This is a genomic window from Bradyrhizobium sp. U531, assembly GCF_051710265.1.
Lineage (GTDB): Bacteria > Pseudomonadota > Alphaproteobacteria > Rhizobiales > Xanthobacteraceae > Bradyrhizobium.
The window spans coordinates 246,301-270,369 of sequence record NZ_JASVEN010000001.1 but is presented as its reverse complement, the minus strand read 5'-3'; the positions used below and the strand labels follow the sequence as shown (position 1 = coordinate 270,369).

Sequence of the window (24,069 nt, the reverse complement as noted above, 5' to 3'; positions counted from 1 at the left end):
GGCGGGGGCGGCGGGAACAGGAATTGCACGGCGCGGATAGATCGGATTTAAGGGCTAAAGACCCGCAATTGAAGGCCCATTTCCTTGCACGAATTGACCAAAGCGCCCCCGCCCCGCCGCCCCGACCTCCATGTCGCCACCGAGGGCGAATTTGTGGGCTGGCGGACCTGGATTCGCGACAGTTTTGAAGCCCATGTCGGCCCCTTCTGGCACCGGATCGAGGCGGACGGCGGCGTCCGCAGCGCCTTCCGGGTCGAGAAGAAGCACCTCAACGGCTCCGGGAACGTCCATGGCGGCTGCTACATGGCCTTCGCCGACTACTCCCTGTTCGCGATCGCCACCCATGTCCTGGACAGCCGGGCGGTAACCACCAATTTCGCCTGCGAATTCCTCGACGCTGCACGCGAGGGCGAACTGATCGAATGCATCGGCGAGGTCACCCGCGCCGGCGGCTCGCTGATCTTCTTGCGCGGCAAGATGATGTCCGGGACGCGGGTGCTGCTGACCTTTTCCGGCACGATCAAGCGGATGAAGCGGAAGGCGCTCCCTCAGCCAAACGCATAGCTCGGCGCCTTCCCTTTTCGCGCGCCCTCGCCCAGACTTGCCCACAAGCGCTTTTCGCGCCGGGGAGCAAGAACAAGGTGCCGAAGAGCACATCGGAGGCGGGTCGCGCGACGGCGGCCGCATCGAAGCCGTTGCCGTCCATGGCCGCCACCGGTGCCCGCAGCTGGCGCGACTACGCATTGCTGCTCGCGCTCGCCTGCTGCTGGAGCTCGACCTATCCGCTGGCGAAGCTGGCGCTTCCCACCATCCCGCCGATCACCTTCATCTCGGCCCGCTCGCTGATCGCGGCCGCCTTCCTGTTCGCGATCCTGTGGATGCGTGGCATCCGGGTCCCGACCGACGCAAGAGCCTGGAAGCTGTTCGCGACCCAGCAGCTGATCAACTCGACCTTCCCGTTCCTGATCATCACCTGGTCGCAGCTCTATGTGCCGGCGTCGAACACGGTGGTGCTGGCCTCGACCACGCCGATCTTCGCCTTCCTGATCACCTCGCTGATCACCCGGCACGAGCCGGCCACGCTGCTCAAGCTCGCCGGTGCGATTCTGGGCCTTGCCGGCACGATCCTCATCGTCGGCTTAGATGCGCTGCGCGGTTTTGGCAGCGAGATCGTGGCGGAGATCGCGATCCTGCTCGCCACCATCTCCTTTGCCTGCGCGACCATCTTCGGTCTCCGCCTCTCCGAATACGATCCGATGGTGGTGGCGGCCGGCTCGCTGCTGTTCGGCGGCTTCATCCTGCTGCCGCCCTCGCTGATCATCGACCAGCCCTGGACGCTGCACCCCACTCCGACGGCCATCGTCGCCACCGTCGTCATGGGCATCGTTTCGAGCGCGCTCGGCCTGATGCTGTTCTATGTGTGCCTCGGCCGCCTCGGTACGCTGACCACGAACGCGCAAGGCTATCTGCGCATCCCGATCGGCGTCGGCCTCTCCGTGCTGCTGCTCGGCGAGAGCGTGCCGTCGAACCTGGCGCTCGGGCTATTGCTGGTGATGGCGGGCGTCGCCGCGATGACGGTGCCGGCGGAGCGACTGAAGCGGCGCTGAGATGCGATGAGTTTTCCTTGCCTCGATGCAAGCCCAGTGCCCGGTTCACCTCTCCCGTAGGGAGAGGTGAACCGGGCCAATCTGCCGCCACTTACGCCGAAATCTGCTTCTCGGCGATCGACAGCCATTCGGCCTGGGCCTGGCGCAGATATTTCGGCGCGCGGCGCATCTGAATCAGGAGTTCGTTGAAGACCATGCGGGCTTCGGCGCTGCGGCCGACCGTTTGCAGCAGCATGCCGTAGCGCACCCGCGCTTCGGCGCCGGGGAAGTAGCCGGCGAGCGCGTGATATTCCTCCAGCGCCTCGTCGAGGCGCCCGACCTCCGCAAGCGCGCGGGCATAGAGCAGATGCGCGTCGGCGGAATCGAAGTCCGGCCATTGCTTCTGAAGCTCGTCCAGCGTCGCGAGCGCGTCAGCGGGACGCTTGGCCGAAAACTCCGCCTGCGCCTTGCGAAGCGCATAGGCGGGATCGTGCCCCATGGGCAGCTTCAGAATGTGGTCGTAATGCGCCTCCGCTTCGCCGAATCGGCCGATATTCGCGCACTCCTCCGCCAGCGCCGCGCGGTTGGCGATGGTGTCGGCGCCGGCCAGCAGGTCGGACAGCTCGCGATAGCGCTTCTCGGGATCGAGCCGATTGGCGACACGCTGGCGCGCCTGACGCGCACCGGGGCTGGAAAACCATTCGGGAAGGAGCTCGACCGCGATATAGGCGAGCGCGCCGATCAGCGGCACCATCAGGATGATGAAGGCCCAGGGCTGCAGCCGCCCGGTCCGGGAGGCGTGATAGATCAGCGTGATATCGAGCAGCAGAACGACGAGAGCAACGGGCATGTGACATCCGGGAGCACGATGAGGCGCGAGCATTCCGGATACAACAATGATCGCGGCAAAACAACTTTGAGTTGCTGTCCGCCGCACAAAATCGACACCCCGGTCGCGCGCGCCTTGATGGCGACGAACGATCAGTCGCTGCGATCGCGATACAGGTTCACGAAGGGACGGAGCCGCGGGCACGGCCCGGCAGATTACTTGGCGTCGTCCGCCAGCATCTTCCGGTATTTCTCGACGTCGCGCGTCACGAGCTTTTGCAGCACGTCGGGCGTGTGCTCGTCAGGGTCGGGGGCAACGGTCGACAGGTCGGCAAACCGCTTCTTCACCGCGTCGGTTTCCACGGCGGTGCGCGCGGCGGCATTCAGCTTGGCGATCACGGCCGGAGGCGTGCCCTTCGGCGCGAACAGGCCGTTCCAGCCCTGCGCCTCGAATTCGGGCAGGCCGGCCTCCGCGGAGGTCGGCAGATCCGGCAGCGTGGCGAGCCGCACGGTCGAGCCGACCACGAGGCCCTTCACCAGCTTCTCGTTGATCGACTGCGAGACCGAGGCGGCCGCGTCGCAGACGCCATCGATCTGGCTGCCGACGGCGTCGGTGAGCGCAGGCGCAGCGCCGCGATAGCCGACCAGCGTCGCGTCGATCCCCGCCGACGTGACGAAGCTCTTGCAGATCAGATAGTTCGAGGAGCCGACGCCGGCATGGCCGAGATTGATCTTGCCCGGATTGGCCTTGGCGTAGGCGATGAACTCCTTGAGGTCCTTCGCCGGAAAGTCCTTGCGCAGCGCGATGATGCCGAAGGTCTTCGCCACCATGGCGATCGGCACGAAGGAGTCCGGCGTGAACGGCAGCTTCGGATAGATCGTGTAGGTCGCGGCATTGGTGCCGGCATTGCCGATTGCGATGGTGTAACCGTCGGGTTCGGCGCGGGAGGCGCGCGCCAGCGCAGTCGAGCCGCCGGCGCCCGCCACGTTCTCGATCACGATGGTCTGGCCGAGGGCGATGCCCATCTGCTCGGCCACCGCACGCGCGATCACGTCCGAGGTGCCGCCGGCCGCGAACGGCACGATCATGGTGATCGGACGCTTGGGATAATCCTGCGCGAACGCGGACGTCGCGAGCGAGAATGACGCAAGCGACAACGCCGCGAGCGCGGCGAGCGAACGCTTCAGCACGAACGCGATCACGCGGCCTTTTCCAGATGCTGGGTGAGGCCCGCGAACAGGCCGCGGCCGTCGGTGCAGCCCATGATGTCTTCGACGTGGTTTTCCGGATGCGGCATCATGCCGAGCACGTTGCCCTTGTCGTTGACGATGCCAGCGATCGAATGCGCAGCACCGTTGATGTTGGACTGATCGTCGACGCTGCCATCCGGAGAACAATAGCGATACAGCACGCGGCCCTCACCCAGCAACCGCTTCACCGTCTCTTCGTCGGCCGCATAATTGCCCTCGCCATGCGCGACCGGCACGCGAATGACCTGGCCGGCATTGTAGCCGCGCGTGAACGGCGTATCCGAACGCTCGACCCGCAGGTGAACATCCTTGCAGATGAATTTCAGCCGCGAATTGCGCATCAGGATGCCCGGCAGCAGACCGGACTCGCAGAGGATCTGGAAGCCGTTGCAGACGCCGAGCACGAGGCCGCCCTTGGCCGCATAGTCGCGCACCGCATCCATCACCGGCGACCGCGCGGCAATCGCGCCGCAGCGCAGGTAATCGCCGTAGGAGAAGCCGCCGGGCACCACCACGAGATCGGTTCCCGCAGGAAGCGACGTCTCGGCGTGCCACACCATCGACGGCTCGTGGCCGGAGATCAGCCTCAGCGCACGCGCCATGTCGCGCTCGCGGTTGATTCCGGGAAAGACGAGAATGGCGGCTTTCATGGCAGGGGTTCCGACGGGCTTGGGAATCGGGCTGGCCGACAGGCCATTTCGTCAAGAGGCATAACCATTTGACGGGGATTTTACCAGTGCTAGCGTTGCGGATCGGCCTTGTACACAGGCCATGCCATCTGCATCGGCCAGCCGATTTGCCCGGGATTTGAGCCATGAATGTCCCGTCGCTGCCCACGTCCCATTCCGAGCCGGTGTCCACTGAGGGCGTCGTGGCCGCCGGCGCCTATGTCGACGGCCGGCGCATCGCCAATATCGCCATCAGCGAGGCCTCGAGCTGGCGGGCCAAGCCCGGCCACGTGGTCTGGATCGGGCTGCACGAGCCGGACACGGCGCTGCTCGGCGCGGTGCAGAAGCAATTCGACCTGCACGATCTCGCCATCGAGGACGCCGACCACGCCCATCAGCGGCCCAAGATCGAGCAATATGGCGAGGCCCTGTTCATCGTCGCGCGCACCGCGCAATTGATCGAGGGCCGTATCGCCTTCGGCGAGACCCATATCTTTATCGGCGACGGCTATCTCGTCACGGTCCGCCACGGCGCCTCGACCTCCTATACGGCCGTGCGCGAGCGCTGCGAGAGCTGCCCGCGGGCGCTCGCCCGCGGCGAGGACTACATCCTCTACGCCATCCTCGATTTCATCGTCGACAATTACTCACCCGTGCTCGAGAGCATTCACGACGAGGTCGAGGGCATCGAGGACGACGTGCTGTCGAAGCCGATCAGCAAGGCGCAGATCGAACGGCTCTACATGCTGCGCCGCGACCTGTTGCGGCTGCGCAACGCGATCGGACCGCTGGTGGAGGTGTGCCGCCGGCTGGAGCATGACGAGCTGTCGATGGTGCGCCAGGCGATGCAGCCGCTGTTCCGCGACGTCACCGACCACGTCCGCAACATCCAGGAGCGCATCGATTCCATGCGCGAGGTGCTGGCCTTCGCCTTCGAGGCAAGCCTGCTGGTGGGCCAGGCGCAGGAGACGGCGGTGTCTAAGAAGCTCGCCTCGTGGCTCGCGATCATCGCGATCCCGACCGCGCTCGCCGGCATCTACGGCATGAACTTCAAGCACATGCCGGAGCTGGAATGGGAGTACGGCTATTTCATGCTGCTCGGCGTGATGCTGACGGCTTGCGGCGCGCTGTATTGGCGGTTTCGGCGGGCGGGGTGGCTGTGAGCAATCGCTCCAGCTTTGTAGCCCGGATGGAGCCAACGGGTCGGCGCGAAGCGCCGCCCGATGACAGGCTCCGCGCAATCCGGAACAGTGCCCGCAGAGCGAACCCGGATTTCGCTACGCTCCATCCGGGCTACAAGGCTCTGTAACAGGCTGACCTAGCCGATCAGCTCGACCCGATAATTCTCGATCACGGTGTTCGCCAGCAGCTTGTCGGCGGCCTGCTTCAGCGCGGCTTCCGCCTTGGCCTTGTCGGCGCCGGCGAGTTCGATGTCGAACACCTTGCCCTGACGGACGCTGGCGACGCCGTCGACGCCGAGCGACTTCAGCGCGCCTTCGATGGCCTTGCCCTGCGGATCGAGGATACCCGTCTTCAAGGTAACGGTGACACGTGCCTTCACGTCAAAACCCTCTTCAGCTCTTCACCAGCACCGGGCCGGAGCCCTGCGGACGCTCGTTCTCCATGAGGATGCCGAGGCGCTTTGCGACTTCCGTGTAAGCCTCGAGCAGGCCGCCGAGATCCCTGCGGAAACGGTCCTTGTCGAGCTTCTCGTTCGACTTGATGTCCCACAGACGGCAGCTATCCGGCGAGATCTCGTCGGCGACGATGATGCGCATCATCTCGTTCTCGAACAGGCGCCCGCACTCCATCTTGAAATCGACGAGGCGGATGCCGATCCCGAGGAAGAGGCCGGTGAGGAAATCGTTGACGCGGATGGCGAGCGCCATGATGTCGTCGATCTCCTGGGGCGTGGCCCAGCCGAACGCCGTGATGTGCTCTTCCGACACCATGGGGTCGTTGAGCTGGTCGTTCTTGTAATAGAATTCGATGATCGAACGGGGCAGCTGGGTGCCCTCCTCGATGCCGAGGCGCTGCGACAGCGAGCCGGCGGCAACGTTCCGCACCACCACTTCCAGCGGCACGATCTCGACTTCGCGAATCAACTGCTCGCGCATGTTGAGACGGCGGATGAAGTGGGTCGGCACCCCGATGTCGTTGAGGTGCTGAAACAGGTACTCCGAGATCCGGTTGTTGAGGACACCCTTGCCCTCGATCACCTGATGCTTCTTCGCATTGAACGCGGTGGCGTCATCCTTGAAGTGCTGGATCAGGGTACCGGGCTCCGGGCCTTCATACAGAACCTTTGCCTTGCCTTCATAAATGCGACGCCGACGGCTCATTGGGATGTACCGTGTTTTGTTGAAATCCATGAATTTGGTGTGCTCCGGTTGACTAGGATTACGACCCACAGCGGAGCTGCCGTGAACGGCTGGGAACCGATCCATACCCCCGGGAAAACCTGAGGAAACAAAACGGGAACCAAGCCTTTAGGCAACCTATCCGATTGGCTGTCCCAGCACAATCGATCCGGCCGTCCGGCGCCAACTTATACCGTCTTGCCCTGCGGCTTAACGGCTCGTTGTTTTGCCGATTCGTGCTCCTTATCTAGGCATGCACCGGGGTCCTCGCAACGAGGGCACGCCGGGTCCAATCAGCAGGGAAATGCAACAGGCATGAGCGAGATCAACAAGCGCGAGGAAGGCTTTGAGAAGAAGTTTGCCCTCGACGAGGAGCAGAAATTCAAGGCAGAGGCCCGCCGCAACCGGCTGCTGGGGCTCTGGGCCGCCGAGAAGCTCGGCATGTCGGGCGATGCCGCCACGGCCTATGCCAAGGAGGTGGTCGCAGCCGATTTCGAGGAAGCCGGCGATGCCGACGTCCTGCGCAAGGTTTCGGCCGATTTCGCCGCCAAGAACGTCGCCGTCACCGAACAGGCGATTCGCGCCAAGATGAGCGAATTGCTGGCGGTTGCCGCCGCCGAGGTGAAGGCGGGGAAATAATCCCGCCCCTGCTTCTATTTCAGCGTGATCTGAAAGCTCATCGAGCCGCTGATATTGAAGCCCTCGGTTTGTTGGGGCCCGAATTGCCGGTTGACGTTGGTGTTGACCGACTCCATCCGGCAATCGCGGGCGAGCACCTCCCGCAGGACATCGCATTCGCGCGCCGCCATCTCGTAAACCGTGCGGCGCGCGCGTTCCCGCAGCTTCTGGGCCTCCTCGCTGTCTCCGCTCGGACCGGCGACAAAGAAGTTGATCGACGTCTGCACACGGACCGGTCCGTCCTGTCGTAAACCACCACCGCCCTGTTCGACGCGGCCGAGCGACTGGGCCATGGCGGAAGCAGTCATGACCAGCAGGCCAGTGCCTGCGGAAACCAGGAGCGAGCGAATTTTCATTGCATTTACCTGTGGTTGAAGTGACGCCTCGTTGCTAGCTCTCAGAGGTTGCGATCAGGCAAACTCTGGAGCGCAAACAGCGGGGCGTCGCTTCACCACCGGTTAACCGCCTCACTCCTCCTTGAAGCCGTATTCCGGCACATTGCCGCTGGCACCGTAATATTTGTACGGCAGGAACTTGCCGCTCATGGTGATCTTGACGCGGTCGCCCTTCGGATTGGCGACGCGTTCCATAGCCATGTCGAAGTCGATCGCCGACATGATGCCGTCGCCGAATTCTTCCTCGATCAGCGCCTTCCAGGCCGGACCATTCACCATCACCATCTCGTAGAAGCGATAGATCAGCGGATCGGTCGGCGGCATCGGCGTGCCGGTGCCGCGCATCGGCACCTCGTTGAGCATCGCGACTTCCGCCTTAGACAGGCCGAACAGCTCGCCAGCATTGGCGGCTTGCGGCTTCGTCAGCTTCATCTGGCCGAGGATCGCCCCGACGATGAGCACCTCGGAATAGCCGCCGATCTTCTCGCAGATGTGCTTCCAGCTCCATCCCTTCTCGCGCTTGATGTCGAGCAGCTTCTCGGTGAGGTCTTCGCGTTTCATGTTGGCGTCTCCTTGTTAGGCACTCAATCCGGGATTTGTCCCCGGCATCCAGGTCTGTCGTGGCTCTTCACCGTTTGATGCGATTGTGAGTCCCGGCTTGCCGATATGTATCACCGGCACATTGCGTGGATCGTGTCCCGGCGTCTCGGCGGCAAAAGTCTTGCTGCGCGTCACCAGGAAATCGACGATGTGGTTGCGCAGCGCATAATAGAGCGGATGGCGGTGCAGATCGGTGCGGCCGCGATCCCTGGGCAGCGGGTTCTCGACGACCTCCGCCAGCACGGCGCCGGGGCCGTTGGTCATCAGGAAGATCTTGTCGGCGAGATAGATCGCCTCGTCGACGTCATGCGTGATCATGAAGGCGGTCTGCCCGGTCTCGAGGCAAATGCGCCGGACCTCGTCCTGCAGCGTGCCGCGCGTCAGCGCGTCCAGCGCCGAGAACGGCTCGTCCATCAGCATCATCTTGGGCGTGATCGACAGCGCCCGCGCGATGCCGACGCGCTGCTTCATGCCACCGGACAATTCCGACGGGCGCTTGTGCTCGGAGCCGGTGAGGCCGACGAGGTCGATGAACTCCTGCGCATGCGCCCTCACCTTGGCGCGGTCCCAACTCCGCCATTTCGAGCTCACGGCGTAGGCGACGTTGCCGAGAACGGTGCGCCAGGGCAGCAGCGCGTGGCTCTGGAAGATCACGGCCCGGTCGAGGCTGGTGCCGGAAATCGCCTGCCCGTCGACGATGACGGCGCCCTCGCTCGGCACATCGAGGCCGGCGAGGATGTTGAGCACCGTGGTCTTGCCGCAACCGGAATGGCCGATCACGCAAGCGAACTCACCGCGCGCCATCGACAGCCAGAGATTCTCGAAGATGGTCGTCATCGCACCGCCCGCGCCGGGATAGCGCTTGGCGATGCCTTCGATGGAGACGAATTTGTCGGTCATGTCAGGTCTCGTGTCCGGGGCGCACTGCGGCACGAAGTGACGCGGTGCAGAACCGGGACCCACGCTGCCGGACTGGGTCCCGGTTCTGCACAGCGGTGCTTTGCACCGCAGTGCGCCCGGGACACGAGAGTGATGATCATTGAACCCACCGCCCTACTCCGGAAACGTGACCATGCGCGTGAAGCGCGCGAGGATCTGGTCGAGCAGCATGCCGACGACCCCGATCAGGAGGATCGCGATGATGACGTTGGTGATGGAGAGGTTATTCCACTCGTTCCAGACGAAATAGCCGATGCCGGTGCCGCCGACCAGCATCTCGGCCGCGACGATCACGAGCCAGGCGATGCCGATCGAAATCCGCATGCCGGTCAGGATCGTCGGCGCCGCCGCGGGCAGGATCACGGTGAAGGCGCGCCTCAACGTGCCGACCTCCAGCGTCCGCGCGACGTTGATCCACTCCTTGCGCACGCTGGCGACGCCGAACACGGTGTTGAGCAGCATCGGCCAGATCGAGCAGATGAAGATGACGAAGATCGCCGAGATCGAGGAATCCTTGATGGTGTAGAGCGCGAGCGGCATCCAGGCCAGCGGCGAGATCGGCTTCAGGACCTGGATGAACGGATCGAGCGCCTTGCTGAGCAGTGGCGACATGCCGATCAGGAAGCCGAGCGGGATCGCAACCAGCACCGCGAGCAGATAGCCGGTGCCGACGCGCGCGATGGAATAGCCGAGCTGGATGCCGAGCCCCTTGTCGTTGGGTCCGTTGTCGTAGAACGGCCGCCTCAAATGCTCCCACAGCTTGGCACCGACATCGAGCGGCCCGGGCATCGCCGATTTGCCCTGCGTCGCGGTCAGCCCCATCAGCTTGGCGTATTCCGGGCTCATCGCCGCGGTGGTGCCGGTCGAGCGCGTCGCCAGATGCCAGACGCCGAGGAACGCGGCGAGCAGCACGATGGAGACGAGGCCGGCACGGAGACGGAGGGAGGTGGTCATGGTGCGAGACCCGCTGCCTGTGTCCCGGACGCGATGCAGCACTCTCGGCGATGCGTAGCATCGTCCGATGTGCTGCTTCGCAGAGCCGGGACCCAGTCGGGCCGCATGGGTCCCGGTTCTGCGTCGCACCGCTTCGCGCTGCGCCGCGCCCGGGACAAGAGAGCGGAGAACATCACGACGACTTCCTGATCTTGAAGCTCGCCACATAATCCTCCGGCTTGGCCGGATCGAATGTCTTGCCCATCACGGCGAACGACTTGTAGCTGCTCGCCGGCGGCGACAGGCCCATCTCGGTCATCAGCTTCTTGGTGTCGGTGGCCAGATACACCTGCTCGGCGACCGCCTTGTAGTCGACGTCGCCCTTGATCTGGCCCCAGCGCTTCATCTGCGTCAGCATCCAGACCGCGAAGGACTGCCAGGGGAATGGATCGAAATCGACGCGTTTGGCGTCGGTCTTCACGCCGCCGAGGCCGTCGGCATAGGTGCCGGTCAAAACCTGCTCCAGCACCGTGACCGGCGCGTTGATGTAGTTGGCCGGCGCGATGGCCTCCGCGATCTGCTTGCGGTTCTCGGCCTTCGAGGCATAGGCGGTGGCATCGACGATGGCGCGCGTCAGCGCCGCAAAGGAGTTCGGCGCCGCCGTGATGAATTCGCGGCTGGCGGCGAAGCTGCAGCAGGGATGGCCGTCCCAGATCTCCTTGGACAACAGATGCATGAAGCCGACGCCGTCATAGATCGCGCGCTGGCAGATGTTGTCCGGCGCAAGGAAGCCGTCGATGTTGTCGGCGCGCAAATTGGCGACCATCTCCGGCGGCGGCACCGAGCGCAGTTGCACGTCGGTGTCAGGGTCGATCCCGTGCTCCGCCAGATAGTAGCGCAGCAGGTAATTGTGCATGGAATAATCGAAGGGAATGGCGAACTTCAGCCCCTTCCAATCCTTCGGGTCGCGCTTGTCCTTGTGCTTGGCCGCCAGCACGATGCCTTGCCCGTTGATGTTCTCGATCGCGGGAACTGTGAAGGGAATGGCATTGGCACCGAGGCCCAGCGAGATCGCGATCGGCATCGGCGCCAACATGTGCGCGGCGTCGTATTCCTTGTTGATGGTCTTGTCGCGGATCACGGCCCAGCCGGCGGTCTTGACCACCTCGACGTTGAGACCGTGCTTCGCGTAAAATCCCATCGGCGCCGCCATGATGATGGGCGTGGCGCAGGTGATCGGGATGAAGCCGACCTTGAGGTCCTTCTTCTCGGGCGCACCGGTCTGCGCAAACACTTCGGTCGCGGTCTTGAGCGGGAAGAATTGCGACAGCGCGGCCAGCGCGGTCGAGGCGCCGACCGACTTCAGGAAGGCACGTCGCGCCACATCCTGCGGAAACATCGCGCGCATCACCGCCGAGGCGACGACGCCCTCGTAGCGCTTTTCCTCGCTCTCCACGGGCTCGCAGCGCAGTGCCGGCGCCGCCTGCTCGTGCTCGAGGGCGGAACGGTGCTGGCCGCAGACACACCCCGGCTGAAGATTGCGGTCTGCATCGAACGGATTGTCGAACGTGGACATGCTGCTGCGCCCCTTTGTCACACCGCGCGGCGGACGCCGTTGTCCGCCGCGTCGGCTCAAAATTCCATCGTGGCCCGGCTACGCCTTGCGCAGCCGGGCCACCGGAAACATGCAGGTTCTATGCCGCCTTGCCTGTTACCTGGGCAGCGACAGGCAGCCCCTGCTCAATCGGCAGCGACGGATCGCGCGACCATTCGTTCCAGGAGCCGAAATACATCCGCACGTCCTTCACGCCGGCGTTCTTCAGCGCCAGGAAGGTGTTCGAGGCTCGCGCGCCCTTGAAGCAGTAGAGATAAACCGGCGTGGTCGTCGAGATGCCGACGGTGGCGCATTCCGCCAAAATCTCGTCCTTGGATTTGAAGCGGGGCCCTTCGGCGGTGGGCTTCATCATGCGGTACCATTCCAGCCACACCGCGCCGGGGATGCGGCCCTTGCGCGGGCAGAAATCCTTGCCGTAGGGCGAGGAGCTGTCGCCGATCCACTCGTCGACGTCGCGCACGTCGAGAATGGCGATGCCGGGCTTGCCGACCGCGCCGAGCATGGTCTTGGCGTCGATCAGGATCTCGCCGGCTTCCGGCACGATTCCGAACGAAGCTTTGGCCGGCGTCGGCACATCCTTCGTCACCGGCAGGCCCGCGGCGGACCAGGCGTCGAAGCCGCCATGCAGCACCTTCACCTTGGGATAGCCGAGCATGGTGAGGAGATAGTAGCCGCGGCACGACTGGCCGAAGCCGGAGTTCATCGACTGCTCGTAGATTACGGCCGTCTCCTTGCCGGAGAGACCGGCAGCGCCGAAGGCGTCGGCGAATTTGGTCTTCAATTCGCTGATGCCCTCGGGCGTCGAGGTCGCGAGGAACGTGAAGATCTCGTGCACGTTCACGGCATTGGGCAGGTGCCCGGCGGCGTAGGCGTCGGGGTTGCGGGTGTCGATCACGACACAGGGCTCGAGCTTCAAGAGATCGGCAAGTTCGCTGGCAGAAATCAGAACGTCCGTCATTGGCAGCCTCTCCGTTGAGGTTGGGGGGTCTTCTGGGTGGACTTGGTAAGCTCAGGACTCCGCGAGCATCTTGCGCAGCTGCTTGGTGGCCGGCGTGACGATCGCGACGAAATAGGCCTCGCGCATGCGCCGCTGCGCGCGATGGCTCTTCAGGTAACCGCGCGCGCCACAGTGCAGCATCGCCGCATGGGCCGCCGCGACGCTGGCCTCGCCGGCGCGAAGCCTGAGCGCGACCACCTTGCGCCAGTAGGTTTCCTCCTCGTTGTAGGGATCGCGCGCCAGCGCCATGGTCTCCGCTTCGAGCTCGGCGGCGAGATCGCGGAAATCCACCGGCTGCTGCGGCAGATAGCGGTTGATGTGCCCGAGGGGCGCATCGACTTCGTCCATGATGTTGATGCAGTCCTTGATCAGGCCGAGCGCCATGCCGGCCTGCAGCAGGATGAATCCGGCGCGGATCTTCTTGACGAAGGGACCGGCGGGATCGGCGAGGATCAGCTCGTCCGGCACGAAGACATCGCGGAACTGGACGCCGTAGGTGCCGGTGCCGTCCATGGCGAGGAACGGCTTGCATGGCGTCAGCGTGATCGCTGGGTCCGAGCAATCAGCGAGGAACATCACCGTGCCCTGGTCGTCCTCGCGCTCGAAGATCGTGCCGAAATAGTGGTCGGGGCCGAGATTGGAGACCCAGGGCAGCGCACCGCGCACGATGTAGCCACCCTCGACCTTCTTGCCCTTCAGCTTCAATTTCTCGATGCCGAAGAAGCTCTTCATCGGATTGGAGAGGCCGGTGCCGCCGAGCACGCGTCCGGTCGAGAATGCGTCGCCAAATCGTTTGGCGAGCTTCAGATTGGTGGAGTTGGCGGCGTACCAGACCAGCGTGTTCTGGCACCAGGCCATGAACGCCGTGCCGCCGCAGACCTGGCCGATCTCGGCCATCGCCTGGATGGCGCAGCGCAGATCGGCCGGACCCTCGTGAGGCACGTGACTGCCCCAGGCCCCGACCGCGCCGAATTTGCGCAGCACCTCGGCCGGATAGACCGTCCCCTCGTCGATGCCGGTGGCGAGCGGCGCGAGCTGCTCGCGCGCGATCCGCGCCACCTCGCCCGCGATGGACGGTGCGGGCTGATCCAGAACGTCGGCCCGCGATAAAGCCAGTGAACCCATGATCGTCTCCCGCACCTTCCTGGTTGCCGTCGGCTAGATGCCCACCTCGAGATTCACCGGGCGGGTGAACGTGTTGGCGACCGGCGACCATTGCTTCACATGAGCGACCAGCGCGTTGATCTCGTCCGCCGAGACGCCTTCGCATTCCATGTCGACCTTGACGCGGACATCGGTGAAGCCGACCGGCTTGTCGGAGGTGTCGCCGGTGCCCCACACGGCGGTGATGTTAAGGTCGCCTTCGAGCTCCAGCTCGAGCTTGTTGACGATCCAGCCGCGATGCACGGCATTGGCATGCAGACCGACCGCAAGACAGGAGCCGAGCGCGGCGAGCGAGGCTTCCGACGGATTGGGCGCGGTGTCGTCGCCCAAAAGGCCCGGCGGCTCGTCGACGATATAAGGCTGCAGATTGCGGATGTAGTTGGCATGGCGGAACTTGCCTTCCGCGACCGTCTTGCACTTCAAGGTCTTGATGACCTTCGGATTGGCCTTGCCATTGGCAATCAGTTGCTCGAGCCCGTTCTTGTCGATGGGCGCGAGGCACCCCGTCAGCACTGTCTTCTGAACGACGGCAGTCATCTTCTTCTCCCTGGCAAGCCGCAGAACGCGGCAGGATACCGAACGGTCTGTTTCCTTGCATGGAGCGTGCCAGAACGGGCCGAAAACAAAATGCGAGGCATTGGAGCCGCTTAAGCGTCGCCGCCTGCGGATTGATCAGTCGCGCATTGCTCAAAGGCGATGCAGATGCGCATTGCGCTGCGAATCTTTTCGGCGCGGGACAGATGCGGCTTGATGATACCGCGTGGCTGCGATTAAGTTGGCGCTTATGGCCAAGCACTTGTTGCACAAGACGTCATCGAAGAAGAATTCAGGCTCGCCGCACGCAGGCGCCGGCGACGACGAATCCGCGCACGGTCGCCTGCTCAGCGCCGCCTCGCACCTGTTCTGCAAGAACGGCATCAACGCCACCGGCATCGATGCGATCATCGAGGAAGCCGGCACCGCGAAGACCACGCTCTACAAGCTGTTCGGCTCCAAGACCAATCTCGTCAACGCCGTGCTGGAGAGCGAAGGCAAGCAGTGGCGCGAATGGTTCATCGGCGCCATGGAGCAAGGTGGCGGCGATGCGCAGGCCAAGCTGACGCGCATCTTCCCAGCACTGAAGAGCTGGTTTGCCGAAGAGCGCTTCTACGGCTGTCCCTTCATCAACGCCGTCGGCGAGCACGACAAGGACGCCAAGCAATTCCGCAACATCGCGCTGAAGCACAAGAAGATCGTGCTCGGCCACATCGAGAAGCTCGCCGGCGAGCTCGGCTCGAGCGAGCCCGTGGTGCTCGCCCATCAGCTCGGCCTCCTGATCGACGGCGCGATCGTCGCCGCGATGATCTCGCGTGATCCCGCCGTGGCCGATACGGCGGCGCTGACGGCCGGTCCCCTGCTCGGCCAATCGAAGCCGAAGAAGAAGCGTGGCGCAGACCAGCTCGAAGCGGTGTGACCTCGCACTTGCACCAAACCGCATCTTCCTGCACGTCCGCGGTCTCGCTTGCGTCGATTTACTTTGTGTCAAGCACGGCCGGCGATCCCTGGCTGCCTTAAAAGGCTGTTAGGAGCGGTCATCGTTGTTGGCGCCCGGAATGCGGGGACGGTCGACAATGCAATCGAACAGGGGACTCTACAGCACGCCGCGCTGGCGCCTGACGCGCTGGCTCGCCGAGCCGGGGCCAGGTGTGCCCGGCGATATCCGGGCCGCCCTGATCGCCCAGCTCTATGGATCGCTGCCGGTCTTTGCCGCCGGCGCAGTCAACACGATCGCCGTTGCCGCCGTGATCGCCGGCCGCAAGCAGACCGCGCCGTTCGTGATCTGGCTGGTGATGGAGATCGCGATCTGCCTCGCCCGTCTCGTCGTGCTCGTGAGCGCGCATCGCGCGGCGCGCCTGCAACGACCGACGCCGACCGATCTTCATCTCCTGCTCGCAGTCGCCTGGAGCGCCAGCGTCGGATTTGGCGCCATTGTCAGCCTTGCCAGCGGCGACTGGGTCGTTGCCATGCTGGCGTCGTTATCGGCGGCGGCGATGGTCGGCGGCATCTGCTTCCGCAATTTCGGCGCGCCGAGGCTGGCCGGGACCATGATCCTGTTGAGCCTCGGTCCCATCGTCCCCGGCGCCGCACTCGCGGGCGAGCCGCTGTTCTACATCGTCTTCCTCCAGGTACCGATGTATCTGGCCGCGATGACGGCCGCGGCTTTCCGTCTCAACCGGATGCTGGTCACCACCATGCGCGCCGAGCGCGAGAACAGCCATCGCGCCCATCACGACGCCCTCACGGGCCTGCTCAATCGCGCCGGCTTCGTCGAGGTGCTCGGCAGCCGGCTTGCCAAGCACGCCGAGCGGCCGTTCGCGGTGATGTTCTTCGACCTCGACAATTTCAAGCCGATCAACGACACGTTCGGACACGCGGCGGGGGACGCGGTGCTGAAAGCGGTGGCCGCGCGCGTGCGCCGGATGCTGCCTGCTGACGCATCGGTCGCCCGGATGGGCGGCGACGAATTCGTGGTGCTCCTCGACGGCGTCACTGCGGAGATGGCACAGCAGACGGGACATCGCCTCATCAGCGAGGTCGCACTGTCCTATGAGCTCAGTGGCGAGATGCACGCCTGCATCGGCGCCAGCGTCGGCATTGCGCTGTCACCGGATCACGGCGCCGACGTCGCCGGATTGCTCGCTGTCGCCGATGCCGCGCTTTACCAGGCGAAGTCGGGCGGCAAGTCGCGTTGCTGCCTGGCGTCGATCGAGACCAACCTCGCGGCGTTGCACCGCCTTCAGCAGGGCAGCCCGACGGACAAGGTCGCAAGCGCGGCCTGATGCGGTACGAAGTGCGCTCCGGCCCCTGCCGTAGCCCGCATGAGCGGAGCGACATGCGGGACCTTTCCCCGGATATCGCTCCGATCATCCGGGCTACGGCGCAGCGGCTATTGGCGCGCCCTATCGTCTCGGCAGCGAATCCGTAAACCGCCCGATCGCTTCCAGCACCGGCTGCTGGTCGCCGGCAAAGAACCAGTGATCGCTGCCGTCGAGCTCGACGAACTTCGCGCCCTTGATTCTGCCAGCGATATCGCGGCCGGCCGCGATCCGCACCGCCTTGTCGTTCGTCCGGTGCAGCACCAATGTCGGCACGGCGATTTGCGGCAGCAGGTGTCGCACGTCGGCGTCGCGAAACGCCTCCAGCACGGCCGAGATGCCGCCGGGACTGGATGCGGCACGCAACAGCCCGGCCCACCAGGCGCGCGCCTGCGGGTCATTGGCAAGGCTCGGTGCAAAGGCCTCGATCCCCACCGGCCCGCCCCATTGCGCGATCAGGTGCTTGCTCCAGGCATCATACTGGCTGGCGCGCAAGGCGTGCGGATAGTCCTCTGACCAGCAGCCCTTTGCCAGTGCGCCGAACAGGATCAGCCCGGCCACGCGACGCGGCTCGTCGACCGCGAACTTGACGCAGGCCGGCCCGCATTCCGATGCGCCGAACAGCACGACCCGGCGCGAGCCCGCGGCTTGCAGAACCGTGCCGATATCTTCCGCGGTGACGTCGATGCCGGGAGCGGACCCGACACGGTCGGACAGCCCGATGCCGCGCCGATCGAACACGATCAGCCGCCCCAGCTTCATCAACGATGCCAGGAAGGTCCGGCTCGCCGGGTGCTCCCAGGCGCGTTCCACATGCGACACGAAGCCGGGCATGACCAGGATATCGAGCGGCCCGTCTCCGTAGGTCTGATAGGCCAGATGCACGCCGCCGCCCTTCACGTAACGCGTGGTGGGCGTGGCGTGCGGCGCCGCAGCCGGGCTCATGAGCGCCTCGGTCTCGGCCTCCGGCGCGACGCCGAGCTCATCGCGCAGCCGCTGCGTCAGCGCCGCGTGATGGCGTTCAGCCGCGCTCCGGTCGCCGGCCAGCAGCAGACTGCGGATCAGATGCCGGCCATAGACCTCGCTGAGCGGATCGAGCTCGACCAGACGCTGCGCATGGGCCGTCGCGGCGGAATGGTCCCCGGCTGCGTTCTTGTCCTGCACGAGGCGCTCGAGCGCATGTACCAGCCGCCCCCGCAGCGCCTCGCGGCGGAAGAACGCCCAGTCGTCGAATTCGGGGCAGTCCTCCGGCGCGAAACCCGCCAGGAAATCGCCCCGGTAAATCTGGCAGGCCTGTTCGAACGCGCCACGATCGCAGGCCTGCTCGAACAGCTGCGAGTCGAGCTGCAGCGCGATCTCCGGCGACCATCGCAGGCTGGTGCGGTCGGTCTCGAACACCGACTGGCCGAGCGTGAGCTCGACGCGGTGAAGCAGCCGCCGCAGGCGCGCAAGGCCCGTCTCCCGTGGCGTCTCCGGCCACAACAGCGTCGCCATCATTTCGCGCGCGACGGCGCCCCTGGCCTCCCCGAGATAAACCAGCAGTGCAAGCCCCTTGCGCAAGGCCAGCTTGATCGGGCGGCCATCGGCGTAGACCTCGGGGAACCCGAACGTTCCCAGCGAGAAAGCCGTCATGGAAATCCCCTTCTTCCGGCCGGCGTCCCCCGGGGGACGCGCAGGGGACGGTCCGGTGGGTACGGTCGGGCCAGACCGAGCCTGCTCGCCCGCGAGCGCCCAGGCTCTGCATGCGGCACCGTCGTCCTCGGCACAATAGGAAAAACCATGTTCGCACGCCTCGCAATCCTGCTCTACGCCCTCGTGAGCTATGCCATCTTCACGGTTTCGTTTCTCTATGCGCTCGGTTTCGTCGGCAATTATGTCGTGCCGAAGTCCATCGACGTCGGCCCCGCCTCGAATTTGGGTGAGGCCATCGTCGTCAATTTGCTGCTGATGAGCCTGTTCGCCGTCCAGCACACGGTGATGGCGCGGCCGGCCTTCAAGCGATGGCTGGCTCGATTCATTCCCGCGGCCTACGAGCGCAGCACCTATGTGTTGCTCTCCAGCCTGATCCTCCTGTTGCTGTTCTGGCAGTGGCGGCCGATCCCCGTACCGGTCTGGCAGGCGAGCGGCATTGCGGCCTGGGTGCTGACCTCAGTGCATTGGCTCGGCTGGCTGATCGCCTTCGCCTCGACCCACATGATCGATCATTTCGATCTGTTCGGCTTGCGCCAGGCTCTTTTCGCGATGCGCGGCGCCGAGATGCCCGGCCAGTCGTTCCGGACCCCGCTGCTCTACAAGATCGTGCGGCATCCGATCATGCTGGGCTTTCTGCTGGCGTTCTGGGCCACGCCCGTGATGACCGAAGGTCATCTGCTGTTCGCGCTCGCCAACACCGTCTACATCCTGGTCGCATTGCAGTTCGAAGAGCGGGACCTCATCACCTTGTTCGGCGCGACCTATCAGGAGTATCGCCGGCGCGTCCCGATGCTGGTGCCGGGTCTGTTCGCACGCCGCCGCAACGAAGATCGCCGGCCTGTCGGAGCGCCGCGATGAACGCCATGTTCCCCCTTCCCGCAATGGCGGTAGATGCGGCCACCTTCGCCGATACGCTCGATGGGCTCGACATCGGCCTGTATCTCGTCGCCGCGGATGCGCGTCTCATTCACGCCAATGCGGCCGGGCGCGCCATTCTGATTGCGCACGACATCCTGCGCGAAACTCGCGGCCACCTCACCGCCTGCGATGGCGCGGCCAACCAGACCCTGCAACGGCTGTTCGCGGCGCCCCGGCCGGCCCGCGAAACGGCGGTGCCGATGATCGGCACCGACGGGCAGCGCTACGTCGCCCATGCTCTGCCGCTGGCATCGGAAACGCGCCTGTTCGCGGATGAAGCTTGCCGCGCCTCGGCCGCCCTGTTCGTTCGCAAGGCGGCGCTGACCATACCGCCGTGCTCCGACGTGATCGGCCAGGTCTTCCGGCTGACGCCGACCGAATTGCGCGTCCTGCTGGCGATCGTCGAGCTCGGCGGCGTTCCCGAGGTTGCCGCGGCGTTCGGCGTCGCCGGCTCGACGATCAAGACGCATTTGCGCCGCCTGTTCGAAAAGACCGGCGCCGCACGACAGGCCGATTTCGTCAAGCTCGTCGCCGGCTATGCGACGCCGCTCAGAAGCGCTGGAGACCTGAGATGAAAGCCGTTCTGTGCCACGCGTTCACCGGACCCGGCGGTCTCAGTCTCGGTGAGATTGCCGATCCACGGCCTGCCGCCGACGAGATTCTCATTGACGTCCATGCGGCGTCGGTGAGCTTCATGGACCAGTTGCTGGTGTCCGGTCTCTACCAGATGCGGCCGCCGACGCCGTTCGTGCCCGGGACGGAAGCGGCCGGAACCGTCGTCGCGGTCGGCGACAAGGTCACCGCCTTCGCCCCCGGCGATCGCGTGGCCTGCAGCAGCTGGATCGGCGGCTACGCCGAACGGATGACGGCCAAGGAATCGAAGAGCGTGCACCTGCCGGATGGCATTGCGTTCGAAGCCGCGGCCACGGTGCTGCACAATTACGGCACCGCCTATTACGCCCTGGTGGAACGGGCGCGCGCCGAACGAGGCGAGACCGTCTTCATCACCGGCGCCGCCGGCGGCGTCGGCCTCGCCGCCGTCGATCTCGCCAGCCATCTCGGTCTGCGCGTCGTCGCCGGTATCGGCTCCGACGACAAGGCGGCCCTGGTGCGCGATTACGGGGCGAGCGAGGTCATCAATTATCGCCGCGAGGATCTGCGCGACCGCATCAAGACGATCACGGGCGGAAATGGCATCGATATCGGCTTCGACAATGTCGGCGGAACGATCTTCGAACAGATCGCCCGGCTGATGGCCTGGGACGGACGTCTGATGCCGATCGGCTTCACCGGCGGCGAGATACCGCAGATCCCGATGAACCTCCCGCTGCTGAAGAACTATTCCATCATCGGCGTATTCGCAGGCGCCTGGGCGGAGAAATTCTCCGCGGAGGCCGCGCGCATGAACGATACGCTGATGCAGATGCTGGCCGAAGGACGGATCCGTCCGCATATCGACCGCGTCCTCCCTTTGGAGGAGGCCGCGGACGCCATGCGCGCCGTGGCCAGCCGTACCGTGCAGGGAAGAATTGTGCTCAAGATCCGATAGAGTGGTGAAGGACTAGCAAGACAGGAACACGATCGTTGACAGAGATCATCATCGACAAGCGCTATTGCGGCCCTCCGAACTCCGGCAACGGCGGCTATGTCTGTGGCCGGCTCGCCCGGCACATTGCCGGACCTGCCGAGGTGACGCTGCGTGCACCGCCTCCCCTGGACACTCCGCTCGCGGCGGTCGCAACGGATGACGGCACCTGGGAGCTTCGCGACGGCGGCAAGGCGGTCGCCACCGGCCGCGCCGCGAGCGTCGAGCTCGCGCAGGTCGAGACGGCGACCTTGCCGGACGCACGCGCAGCCGAACTACGTGCGCTGTTCAGGCCGCAGGAGCATCCGCTGCCCCACTGCTTCGTTTGCGGCCCCGCACGGGCGAAGGGCGACGGCTTGCGCATCTTCGCCGGACCGCTTCGTCGTCCAGCAGGGCCTCCCGCTCTGGCCGCGAGCTGGGCTCCCGATCCGAAGCTTGTTGCCGAGGACGGCCTCGTCGCGCCCGAATTTCTCTGGTCGGCGCTCGACTGCCCCACCGGCTTTGCCTGCAATTACGATGCACGAAGCGGCAGCTTCGAGAAGACCCCGCTCCTGCTCGGACGGATGTCCGCCCGCATCGAGTCCCGCCCGCGCCCCGGCACGCCTTGCATCATCACAGCCTGGGCCACCGGCCGCGACGGCCGCAAACGCACGGCCGACGCCGCGCTTCATGACGAAGCCGGGACATTGCTGGCCGTGGCAAGTACGACGTGGATCGCGGTGGAGCGCGAGATCCAGCTCGGGCGCGGGTGATCGTTCAAGCGGGTGGATTGTCGTGGGGCGGGGTCCGCAAGGTCGACTAGACCAACGTCTTGGAGAACCCCGTCGCCAAATGGTCGATCAGTGCGCGAACCGCGCGCGGCAAGCCGCGCCGGGTGGTGAAGACGAGATGCACCATGCCGCGGTGACCGCGCCATTCCGAGAGCACATGGACGAGCTTGCCCTGCGCGAGCGCATCGCGACAGAGATGATCGGGCAACAGCGCAACACCGAGGCCGGCGACCGCAGCATCGCGCACCGCGCCGAAATCACCGCACCCCATGCGTGGCTCGTGCCTGACAATGCGCGCCTGCCCATCGTCCGTCTCCAGATGCCATTCGACCAGATTGTCCTCGTCTGACGTCGCGAGCGTCGGAAGCGCGGCAAGATCATCCGGAGTCCGCAGCCGGCTTGCCAGTTGCGGGCTCGCGACGAGGATGCGCGTGGATGTACCCAGCGACCGCATGGTGAGCGCGGCATCACCAACGAGGACAGAGCGAACGCGCAGCGCCACGTCGACCCGCTCTTCGATCAGATCGACCGGCCGGTCGATGGCGATGAGTTGCAGACGCACCTTGGGATAGCGGATCAGGAAGCTCGACGTGAGCGCGGAGATTTCCGCGACCATGCCCGTCGGGCAGCTGAAGCGAATGCGACCGTGCGGCTCGGCCTGCGCTTGCGTCACGAGCGCTTCGGCCTGCTCGGCTTCGGCCAGGATCGCACGGCAGCGCTCGTAGAACGCCTGCCCCACCTCGGTGACGCGAAAGCGCCGGCTGGATCGCTCGATCAGGCGCAGGCCAAGGCGCTCCTCGAGGCCGGCAATCCGGCGGCTGAGCTTCGATTTCGGCTCTCGCAACGCCCGTCCCGCGGCCGCGAAGCCGCCATGGCCGACCACCTCGGCAAAATAGGCAAAGTCGTTCAGATCGGTCTTCATCGTTCCTCTCATAGAACGCTGAGTACCATATTCGCTGACTACTCGCACCATCGTTCCGTAGGCATCTGCGAAGGGCAACGGCGCTTCTGCCAAATGCTTCCCAGAGGAGACGGACGATGACGAACAGGTTCAGCAACAAGGTCGTGGTGGTGACGGGCGGCACGAGCGGTATTGGCCTTGCGACCGCCAAGGCATTTGCGGCGGAAGGCGCCTCGGTGTTCATCACCGGCCGCCGCCAGGACGCGCTGGACGCCGCGGTGAAATCGATCGGCGGTCGCGTGACCGGCGTGCGCGGCGACATGGCTGACCTTGCCGACATCGACCGGCTCTACGATGCAGTCCAGCAGAAGCATCAGCAGATCGACGTGATCTTCGCCAACGCCGGCGGCGGCGAGTTCGCACCGCTCGGCGCGATCACCGAGGAGCACTATCAGCGCACCTTCGATACCAACGTGAAGGGCGTCCTCTTCACCGTCCAGAAGGCGCTGCCATTGCTCCGCGACGGCGCATCCATCGTGCTGACCGCCTCGACCACCAGCATCTCGGGCACGCCGGCCTTCAGCGTTTATTCGGCGACCAAGGCCGCCGTGCGCAATTTCGCGCGCAACTGGATCCTCGACCTTAGGGATCGGCACATCCGCGTCAACGCCATCAGCCCCGGCGTCACCGAGACGCCCGGCCTGAACCATCTGTTCGGCGCCGGTGAGCAGGCAGAAGGCACCAAGTCCTATCTCGCCGGCCTCATCCCGACCGGCCGCGTCGGCCAGCCCGAGGAGATAGCCAAGGCCGTGCTGTTCCTGGCATCGGACGAGGCGAGCTTCGTCAACGGCGTCGAGCTGTTCGTCGACGGCGGTCAGGCCCAGATCTGAAGCGCGAACCCGCGCCTGCCTCAGCCCCACCCTTTCAAATTGGAGACGTCCCATGACCCAGACCCATGAATCGACGGATCGAATCCACGAACTGCTTCGTCGCAATCTTCAGGAAGTTTTCGGCGAAGGCGACGCCAAGCGCCGCCGCGCCGTAATCGACGAGCTCTGGACGGAGAACGCTGTCCTCTATGTACCGCCCGGTGTCGTTGTCGGCCGCGCGGCAATCGACAAGTTCGCAGGCGAGCTCCGTGCCACGCATCCCCACTTCGTCTACACGCCGACGAGCGAGCCGCAGGCGCTTCACAACGCGGGGCGCCTGGCCTGGGGATCGGGTCCGCGCGGCGAAGCCCCGGACTACACCGGCTGGGACGTGATCATTGTGGAGGACGGCAGGATCGCTGCGCTCTACGTCTTCCTCGACCAGCCCGGGACGTGAACGTAAAC

At 65.1% G+C, this 24,069-nt stretch carries 27 protein-coding genes; 12 read left to right on the top strand and 15 right to left on the bottom strand.

Annotated features, from left to right (window positions below; translation table 11 throughout):
- The first annotated feature begins 84 nt into the window (after positions 1-84).
- Both QRQ56_RS01260 and QRQ56_RS01255 read left to right on the top strand, forming a co-directional pair.
- Complete coding sequence (locus QRQ56_RS01260) at positions 85-564, top strand: PaaI family thioesterase (RefSeq protein ID WP_438737025.1); 480 nt, start codon at positions 85-87, stop codon at positions 562-564.
- 77 nt (positions 565-641) lie between these two features.
- A complete protein-coding gene (locus tag QRQ56_RS01255) occupies positions 642-1,607 on the top strand; it encodes a DMT family transporter (protein WP_438737024.1) in 966 nt (321 codons plus the stop codon).
- Between the two features lie 91 nt (positions 1,608-1,698).
- Here the strand turns inward: QRQ56_RS01255 and QRQ56_RS01250 are convergent, their stop codons facing one another.
- The 3 genes from QRQ56_RS01250 to purQ all read right to left on the bottom strand — a co-directional run bounded on the left by QRQ56_RS01250 (position 1,699) and on the right by purQ (position 4,315).
- Positions 1,699-2,436, bottom strand: coding sequence for a tetratricopeptide repeat protein (locus QRQ56_RS01250; protein WP_438737023.1), 738 nt, complete (start codon positions 2,434-2,436; stop codon positions 1,699-1,701).
- Positions 2,437-2,630: 194 nt separating this feature from the next.
- Positions 2,631-3,617, bottom strand: a complete 987-nt coding sequence (locus QRQ56_RS01245; protein ID WP_438737021.1) for a tripartite tricarboxylate transporter substrate binding protein BugD — start codon at positions 3,615-3,617, stop codon at positions 2,631-2,633.
- Positions 3,614-4,315: a phosphoribosylformylglycinamidine synthase subunit PurQ gene (gene purQ, locus QRQ56_RS01240; RefSeq protein ID WP_438737020.1), complete on the bottom strand. Its 702-nt coding sequence runs from the start codon at positions 4,313-4,315 to the stop codon at positions 3,614-3,616. The genes QRQ56_RS01245 and purQ overlap by 4 nt, the downstream gene beginning before the upstream one ends.
- Positions 4,316-4,479: 164 nt before the next feature.
- Between purQ and corA the strand changes: the two genes are divergently transcribed.
- The gene (corA, locus tag QRQ56_RS01235; RefSeq protein ID WP_438737018.1) at positions 4,480-5,496 is read left to right on the top strand and encodes a magnesium/cobalt transporter CorA; all 1,017 of its coding nucleotides are present in this window, start codon (positions 4,480-4,482) and stop codon (positions 5,494-5,496) included.
- Between the two features lie 155 nt (positions 5,497-5,651).
- Here the strand turns inward: corA and purS are convergent, their stop codons facing one another.
- Together purS and purC are read right to left on the bottom strand one after the other, a co-directional pair.
- On the bottom strand, positions 5,652-5,894 hold the full coding sequence (purS, locus tag QRQ56_RS01230; protein ID WP_438737017.1) for a phosphoribosylformylglycinamidine synthase subunit PurS: 243 nt from the start codon (positions 5,892-5,894) through the stop codon (positions 5,652-5,654).
- Between the two features lie 13 nt (positions 5,895-5,907).
- Positions 5,908-6,675, bottom strand: a complete 768-nt coding sequence (purC, locus tag QRQ56_RS01225) for a phosphoribosylaminoimidazolesuccinocarboxamide synthase (RefSeq protein WP_173015815.1) — start codon at positions 6,673-6,675, stop codon at positions 5,908-5,910.
- A 333-nt stretch (positions 6,676-7,008) separates the two neighbouring features.
- Between purC and QRQ56_RS01220 the strand changes: the two genes are divergently transcribed.
- Complete coding sequence (locus QRQ56_RS01220) at positions 7,009-7,332, top strand: DUF1476 domain-containing protein (protein WP_438737016.1); 324 nt, start codon at positions 7,009-7,011, stop codon at positions 7,330-7,332.
- A 14-nt stretch (positions 7,333-7,346) separates the two neighbouring features.
- On the opposite strand, the gene QRQ56_RS01215 is transcribed toward QRQ56_RS01220, so the two are convergent.
- The 8 genes from QRQ56_RS01215 to QRQ56_RS01180 all read right to left on the bottom strand — a co-directional run bounded on the left by QRQ56_RS01215 (position 7,347) and on the right by QRQ56_RS01180 (position 14,551).
- Positions 7,347-7,727, bottom strand: a complete 381-nt coding sequence (locus tag QRQ56_RS01215; RefSeq protein ID WP_438737015.1) for a hypothetical protein — start codon at positions 7,725-7,727, stop codon at positions 7,347-7,349.
- A gap of 111 nt (positions 7,728-7,838) precedes the next feature.
- On the bottom strand, positions 7,839-8,327 hold the full coding sequence (gene cynS / locus QRQ56_RS01210) for a cyanase (protein WP_142251064.1): 489 nt from the start codon (positions 8,325-8,327) through the stop codon (positions 7,839-7,841).
- 15 nt (positions 8,328-8,342) lie between these two features.
- Positions 8,343-9,266 (bottom strand): ABC transporter ATP-binding protein, encoded by a 924-nt coding sequence (locus tag QRQ56_RS01205; RefSeq protein WP_438737014.1) that lies wholly within the window; start codon positions 9,264-9,266, stop codon positions 8,343-8,345.
- Between the two features lie 153 nt (positions 9,267-9,419).
- Entirely contained in the window at positions 9,420-10,259 is an 840-nt protein-coding gene (ntrB, locus tag QRQ56_RS01200; RefSeq protein ID WP_438737013.1) for a nitrate ABC transporter permease, read from the bottom strand.
- A gap of 172 nt (positions 10,260-10,431) precedes the next feature.
- Positions 10,432-11,814 carry a CmpA/NrtA family ABC transporter substrate-binding protein gene (locus tag QRQ56_RS01195; RefSeq protein WP_438737011.1) on the bottom strand — a complete coding sequence of 461 codons (1,383 nt, stop codon included), beginning with the start codon at positions 11,812-11,814 and terminating at the stop codon, positions 10,432-10,434.
- A gap of 118 nt (positions 11,815-11,932) precedes the next feature.
- A complete protein-coding gene (locus QRQ56_RS01190; protein WP_438737010.1) occupies positions 11,933-12,811 on the bottom strand; it encodes a sulfurtransferase in 879 nt (292 codons plus the stop codon).
- Between the two features lie 51 nt (positions 12,812-12,862).
- Positions 12,863-13,975, bottom strand: a complete 1,113-nt coding sequence (locus QRQ56_RS01185; RefSeq protein ID WP_438737009.1) for an acyl-CoA dehydrogenase family protein — start codon at positions 13,973-13,975, stop codon at positions 12,863-12,865.
- Positions 13,976-14,008: 33 nt separating this feature from the next.
- The gene (locus tag QRQ56_RS01180) at positions 14,009-14,551 is read right to left on the bottom strand and encodes an OsmC family protein (protein WP_438737006.1); all 543 of its coding nucleotides are present in this window, start codon (positions 14,549-14,551) and stop codon (positions 14,009-14,011) included.
- A gap of 247 nt (positions 14,552-14,798) precedes the next feature.
- Between QRQ56_RS01180 and QRQ56_RS01175 the strand changes: the two genes are divergently transcribed.
- Positions 14,799-15,467, top strand: a complete 669-nt coding sequence (locus tag QRQ56_RS01175) for a TetR/AcrR family transcriptional regulator (protein WP_438740040.1) — start codon at positions 14,799-14,801, stop codon at positions 15,465-15,467.
- 157 nt (positions 15,468-15,624) lie between these two features.
- Complete coding sequence (locus QRQ56_RS01170; protein ID WP_438737004.1) at positions 15,625-16,833, top strand: diguanylate cyclase domain-containing protein; 1,209 nt, start codon at positions 15,625-15,627, stop codon at positions 16,831-16,833.
- Positions 16,834-16,953: 120 nt separating this feature from the next.
- On the opposite strand, the gene QRQ56_RS01165 is transcribed toward QRQ56_RS01170, so the two are convergent.
- Complete coding sequence (locus QRQ56_RS01165; RefSeq protein ID WP_438737002.1) at positions 16,954-18,501, bottom strand: alpha/beta fold hydrolase; 1,548 nt, start codon at positions 18,499-18,501, stop codon at positions 16,954-16,956.
- 147 nt (positions 18,502-18,648) lie between these two features.
- Between QRQ56_RS01165 and mddA the strand changes: the two genes are divergently transcribed.
- From mddA to QRQ56_RS01145, 4 genes are read left to right on the top strand one after another with little or no spacing between them, the layout of a single operon-like run.
- The gene (gene mddA / locus QRQ56_RS01160; RefSeq protein WP_438737000.1) at positions 18,649-19,419 is read left to right on the top strand and encodes a methanethiol S-methyltransferase; all 771 of its coding nucleotides are present in this window, start codon (positions 18,649-18,651) and stop codon (positions 19,417-19,419) included.
- Positions 19,416-20,054, top strand: coding sequence for a helix-turn-helix transcriptional regulator (locus QRQ56_RS01155; RefSeq protein WP_438736999.1), 639 nt, complete (start codon positions 19,416-19,418; stop codon positions 20,052-20,054). The genes mddA and QRQ56_RS01155 overlap by 4 nt, the downstream gene beginning before the upstream one ends.
- On the top strand, positions 20,051-21,028 hold the full coding sequence (locus tag QRQ56_RS01150) for an NADPH:quinone oxidoreductase family protein (protein ID WP_438736997.1): 978 nt from the start codon (positions 20,051-20,053) through the stop codon (positions 21,026-21,028). Before QRQ56_RS01155 ends, QRQ56_RS01150 begins: the two co-directional genes overlap by 4 nt.
- A 35-nt stretch (positions 21,029-21,063) precedes the next feature.
- The gene (locus QRQ56_RS01145; RefSeq protein ID WP_438736995.1) at positions 21,064-21,816 is read left to right on the top strand and encodes a hypothetical protein; all 753 of its coding nucleotides are present in this window, start codon (positions 21,064-21,066) and stop codon (positions 21,814-21,816) included.
- A gap of 46 nt (positions 21,817-21,862) precedes the next feature.
- On the opposite strand, the gene QRQ56_RS01140 is transcribed toward QRQ56_RS01145, so the two are convergent.
- Positions 21,863-22,756, bottom strand: a complete 894-nt coding sequence (locus QRQ56_RS01140; protein WP_438736993.1) for a LysR family transcriptional regulator — start codon at positions 22,754-22,756, stop codon at positions 21,863-21,865.
- 116 nt (positions 22,757-22,872) lie between these two features.
- Between QRQ56_RS01140 and QRQ56_RS01135 the strand changes: the two genes are divergently transcribed.
- Both QRQ56_RS01135 and QRQ56_RS01130 read left to right on the top strand, forming a co-directional pair.
- Positions 22,873-23,625: an SDR family NAD(P)-dependent oxidoreductase gene (locus QRQ56_RS01135; RefSeq protein WP_438736991.1), complete on the top strand. Its 753-nt coding sequence runs from the start codon at positions 22,873-22,875 to the stop codon at positions 23,623-23,625.
- A 52-nt stretch (positions 23,626-23,677) separates the two neighbouring features.
- The gene (locus tag QRQ56_RS01130; RefSeq protein WP_438736989.1) at positions 23,678-24,061 is read left to right on the top strand and encodes a nuclear transport factor 2 family protein; all 384 of its coding nucleotides are present in this window, start codon (positions 23,678-23,680) and stop codon (positions 24,059-24,061) included.
- The last annotated feature ends 8 nt before the right edge of the window (positions 24,062-24,069 follow it).

Excerpts from the sequence above, each read along its gene's own strand:
- QRQ56_RS01250 (WP_438737023.1), bottom strand. The coding sequence starts at position 2,436 with ATGCCCGTTGCTCTCGTCGTTCTGCTGCTCGATATCACGCTGATCTAT.
- purQ (WP_438737020.1), bottom strand. The coding sequence starts at position 4,315 with ATGAAAGCCGCCATTCTCGTCTTTCCCGGAATCAACCGCGAGCGCGAC.
- corA (WP_438737018.1), top strand. The coding sequence starts at position 4,480 with ATGAATGTCCCGTCGCTGCCCACGTCCCATTCCGAGCCGGTGTCCACT.
- purC (WP_173015815.1), bottom strand. The coding sequence starts at position 6,675 with ATGAGCCGTCGGCGTCGCATTTATGAAGGCAAGGCAAAGGTTCTGTAT.
- QRQ56_RS01220 (WP_438737016.1), top strand. The coding sequence starts at position 7,009 with ATGAGCGAGATCAACAAGCGCGAGGAAGGCTTTGAGAAGAAGTTTGCC.
- QRQ56_RS01215 (WP_438737015.1), bottom strand. The coding sequence starts at position 7,727 with ATGAAAATTCGCTCGCTCCTGGTTTCCGCAGGCACTGGCCTGCTGGTC.
- cynS (WP_142251064.1), bottom strand. The coding sequence starts at position 8,327 with ATGAAACGCGAAGACCTCACCGAGAAGCTGCTCGACATCAAGCGCGAG.
- QRQ56_RS01205 (WP_438737014.1), bottom strand. The coding sequence starts at position 9,266 with ATGACCGACAAATTCGTCTCCATCGAAGGCATCGCCAAGCGCTATCCC.
- ntrB (WP_438737013.1), bottom strand. The coding sequence starts at position 10,259 with ATGACCACCTCCCTCCGTCTCCGTGCCGGCCTCGTCTCCATCGTGCTG.
- QRQ56_RS01195 (WP_438737011.1), bottom strand. The coding sequence starts at position 11,814 with ATGTCCACGTTCGACAATCCGTTCGATGCAGACCGCAATCTTCAGCCG.
- QRQ56_RS01190 (WP_438737010.1), bottom strand. The coding sequence starts at position 12,811 with ATGACGGACGTTCTGATTTCTGCCAGCGAACTTGCCGATCTCTTGAAG.
- QRQ56_RS01185 (WP_438737009.1), bottom strand. The coding sequence starts at position 13,975 with ATGGGTTCACTGGCTTTATCGCGGGCCGACGTTCTGGATCAGCCCGCA.
- QRQ56_RS01180 (WP_438737006.1), bottom strand. The coding sequence starts at position 14,551 with ATGACTGCCGTCGTTCAGAAGACAGTGCTGACGGGGTGCCTCGCGCCC.
- QRQ56_RS01175 (WP_438740040.1), top strand. The coding sequence starts at position 14,799 with ATGGCCAAGCACTTGTTGCACAAGACGTCATCGAAGAAGAATTCAGGC.
- QRQ56_RS01170 (WP_438737004.1), top strand. The coding sequence starts at position 15,625 with ATGCAATCGAACAGGGGACTCTACAGCACGCCGCGCTGGCGCCTGACG.
- QRQ56_RS01165 (WP_438737002.1), bottom strand. The coding sequence starts at position 18,501 with ATGACGGCTTTCTCGCTGGGAACGTTCGGGTTCCCCGAGGTCTACGCC.
- mddA (WP_438737000.1), top strand. The coding sequence starts at position 18,649 with ATGTTCGCACGCCTCGCAATCCTGCTCTACGCCCTCGTGAGCTATGCC.
- QRQ56_RS01155 (WP_438736999.1), top strand. The coding sequence starts at position 19,416 with ATGAACGCCATGTTCCCCCTTCCCGCAATGGCGGTAGATGCGGCCACC.
- QRQ56_RS01150 (WP_438736997.1), top strand. The coding sequence starts at position 20,051 with ATGAAAGCCGTTCTGTGCCACGCGTTCACCGGACCCGGCGGTCTCAGT.
- QRQ56_RS01140 (WP_438736993.1), bottom strand. The coding sequence starts at position 22,756 with ATGAAGACCGATCTGAACGACTTTGCCTATTTTGCCGAGGTGGTCGGC.
- QRQ56_RS01135 (WP_438736991.1), top strand. The coding sequence starts at position 22,873 with ATGACGAACAGGTTCAGCAACAAGGTCGTGGTGGTGACGGGCGGCACG.
- QRQ56_RS01130 (WP_438736989.1), top strand. The coding sequence starts at position 23,678 with ATGACCCAGACCCATGAATCGACGGATCGAATCCACGAACTGCTTCGT.